This is a genomic window from Allorhizocola rhizosphaerae (assembly GCF_003426775.1).
GTDB classification, from domain to species: Bacteria; Actinomycetota; Actinomycetes; order Mycobacteriales; family Micromonosporaceae; genus Allorhizocola; species Allorhizocola rhizosphaerae.
In genome coordinates this window covers 1-2,965 of record NZ_QJUG01000420.1, presented here as the reverse complement: position 1 = coordinate 2,965, position 2,965 = coordinate 1, and the positions used below count along the sequence as shown (strand labels likewise).

The window sequence follows — 2,965 nt, the reverse complement described above, 5'->3', positions numbered from 1 at the left end:
CCTGGTGCACCGGCACGGGGTGCGGCATCTGCTGCTCGCCAGCCGCCGCGGCCCGGTCACCCCCGGCGCGCGCGAGCTCGCCGACGAGCTGACCGCGCTCGGCGCCGATGTCACCGTGGCCGCGTGCGACACCGCCGACCGCGACCAGCTGGCGGGTCTGCTGTCCGCGATCCCGGCCGACCGGCCGCTGACCGCCGTGGTGCACGCCGCCGGCGTCGCTGACGATGGCGTGATCGGATCGCTTGACGCGCAACGGTTGGCGGGCGTGCTGCGGCCGAAGGTGGATGCCGCCTGGCACCTGCATGAGCTGACCCAGGGCATCGACCTCGACGCGTTCGTGCTGTTCTCTTCCGCCGCCGCGGTCTTCGGCGCTCCCGGCCAGGGCAACTACGCGGCCGCCAACGGGTTCCTCGACGGCCTGGCACAGCATCGCCGGCAGAAGGGTCTGCCCGCGACCGCGTTGTCGTGGGGCCTGTGGGCGACCCGGAACAGCGGCATCACCGGCCACCTCGGTGACGCGGACTTCCAGCGCATGGCACGGGCCGGTCTGACCGCACTGGACGAACAGGAAGGTCTGGCGCTGCTGGACACCGCGTTGCGACAGCCGGCCGCATGGCTGCTGCCGATGCGCTTGAACCTCAAGGTGATGCGGGCTCCCGGCAACGCCGTCCCGGCACTGTTGCGTCGTCTGGCGCATGCGCCGGGCCAACGCGCCGCCGCGGGTGGCCAGCGGCCGTCCGGCCTCGCCGACGAGCTGGCCCGGATGACCGAGGCCGAACAGCGTCAGCTGCTCGGAGACCTTGTCCGCCAACAGGTCGCCACGGTGCTGGGCCACGCCGCCGACGCCATGGTCGATCCCGGCCGGGCATTCAAGGAGCTGGGCTTCGATTCGCTGACCGCCGTGGATCTGCGCAACCGGCTCAACACGCTGACCGGGCTGCGGCTGCCGGCGACGCTGGTGTTCGACTATCCGACCCCGGAGGCTCTCGCCGGGTACCTCCAAATGGAAATGGCCGGTACCGGACTCGACCCGGAGCAGCTGGTGAACCAGGAGATCGACCGCCTGGAGGCGGCCCTCGCGGCCGACCTCGACGATCTGGCCCGAGCGCGCGCGAAGGTGCGCCTTCAAGAGCTGTTGTCGCAATGGGACAACCCCGCCGCGGCCACGGACGTCGCCTCGGAACTGCAGGACGCCTCAGCCGACGAACTCTACGACTTCGTCGGGCGCGAGTTCGGTATCGCGATCTGACACCGGGAGAAGAGCTGACATGGCTGACGAGAAGCTGCTCGAATACTTCAAAAAGGTCACCGCGGAGCTGTACCAGACCCGCCAGCGGCTGCAGGAGCTGGAGTCGCAGGACCACGAGCCCATCGCCATCATCGGCATGGCGTGCCGTTATCCCAGTGGTGTGCGCACGCCGGAGGACCTGTGGCGGCTCGTCGCCGACGGCGTCGACGCGGTGACCACCTTCCCCGTCAACCGGGGCTGGCCGGCCGACCTGTATGACCCCGACCCGGACGCGACCGGCAAGAGCTACTCCCGCGAGGGCGGTTTCCTGCACGACGCGGACGAGTTCGACGCGGAGTTCTTCGGCATGTCGCCGCGTGAGGCGCTCGGCGTCGATCCGCAGCAGCGGCTCCTGTTGGAGGTCTCCTGGGAGGCGTTCGAGCGGGCCCAGATCGATCCCGAGACGGTGCGCGAGACACCGGTCGGCGTGTTCGCGGGCGTGATGTATGCCGACTACGGCGTGCGGCTGCTGCACGACATCCCCGAGGGATTCGAGGGCTACCTGCTCACCGGCAGCGCGAGCAGCGTCGCGTCCGGCCGGGTCGCCTATAACCTGGGCCTGGCCGGGCCGGCGGTCACGGTCGACACGGCGTGCTCGTCGTCGTTGGTGGCGATGCATCTTGCGGCGCGGGCGTTGCGTGCGGGCGACTGCTCGCTGGCACTGGCCGGCGGGGTCACCGTGATGTCGATGCCGGGCACGTTCGTGGAGTTCAGCCGGCAGCGTGGGCTCGCGCCGGACGGGCGGTCGAAGTCGTTCGCCGCCGCCGCCGACGGGGTCGGCTGGTCCGAGGGCGCGGGCATGCTCCTGCTGGAGCGGTTGTCCGACGCACGGCGCAACGGTCATCGGGTGCTGGCGGTGGTTCGTGGTTCGGCGGTGAATCAGGATGGCGCGTCGAATGGTTTGACGGCGCCCAATGGTCCGTCGCAGCGCCGGGTGATCCGTCAGGCATTGGTCAACGCGCGGCTTTCGGCCGAAGACGTGGACGTGGTGGAGGCGCACGGCACCGGGACCCGGTTGGGCGATCCGATTGAGGCGGAGGCACTGCTGGCGACATACGGGCAGGGCCGGCCCGTGGAGCGTCCGTTGTGGTTGGGGTCCATCAAGTCCAACCTCGGTCACACTCAGGCCGCCGCGGGCGTCGCCGGGGTCATCAAGATGGTGCAGGCGCTGGCAAACGAATCGCTGCCGCGCACCCTGCACGTGGACGCGCCGTCGCCGCACGTGGATTGGTCGTCCGGCACGGTTCAACTGCTTACCGAGGCGCGGCCGTGGCCGCGCACGGACAATCCGCGCCGGGCCGGGGTGTCGTCGTTCGGGATCAGTGGGACCAACGCGCACGTGATCATCGAGGAGGCACCCGAGGCCGAGGACGCGGCGGTCCCGGCGGAGCGGGTGGACATGCCCGTGATCCCTTGGCTCATCACGGCCCGCTCTCCTGCGGCGCTGCGCGCTGCGGCGGCGCGGCTGCGCGCCGCGGCGGCCGAACTCGACCCCCGTGACGTCGGCTTCTCCTTGGCCACCACGAGGGGCCGGTTTGACCATCGCGCAGTGGTGATTGGTGGTGACCTCGCCGAGCTGAGCGCGGGCCTGTCGGCGTTGGCTGACGGGACGCGGTCGCCTGACGTGGTGACTCCGGGCAAGCTGGGGTTCTTGTTCACCGGTCAGGGTGCGCAGCG

At 70.7% G+C, this 2,965-nt stretch carries 2 protein-coding genes; both read left to right on the top strand.

Features of this window, described 5'->3' with window-relative positions:
* On the top strand, positions 1 to 1,249 hold a 1,249-nt coding region (locus DM816_RS41235), incomplete at its 5' end, for a type I polyketide synthase (protein ID WP_117215859.1).
* 19 nt (positions 1,250 to 1,268) lie between these two features.
* Positions 1,269 to 2,965, top strand: a 1,697-nt coding sequence (locus DM816_RS41230; protein ID WP_170318940.1) for a type I polyketide synthase, incomplete at its 3' end; no start/stop codon positions are given.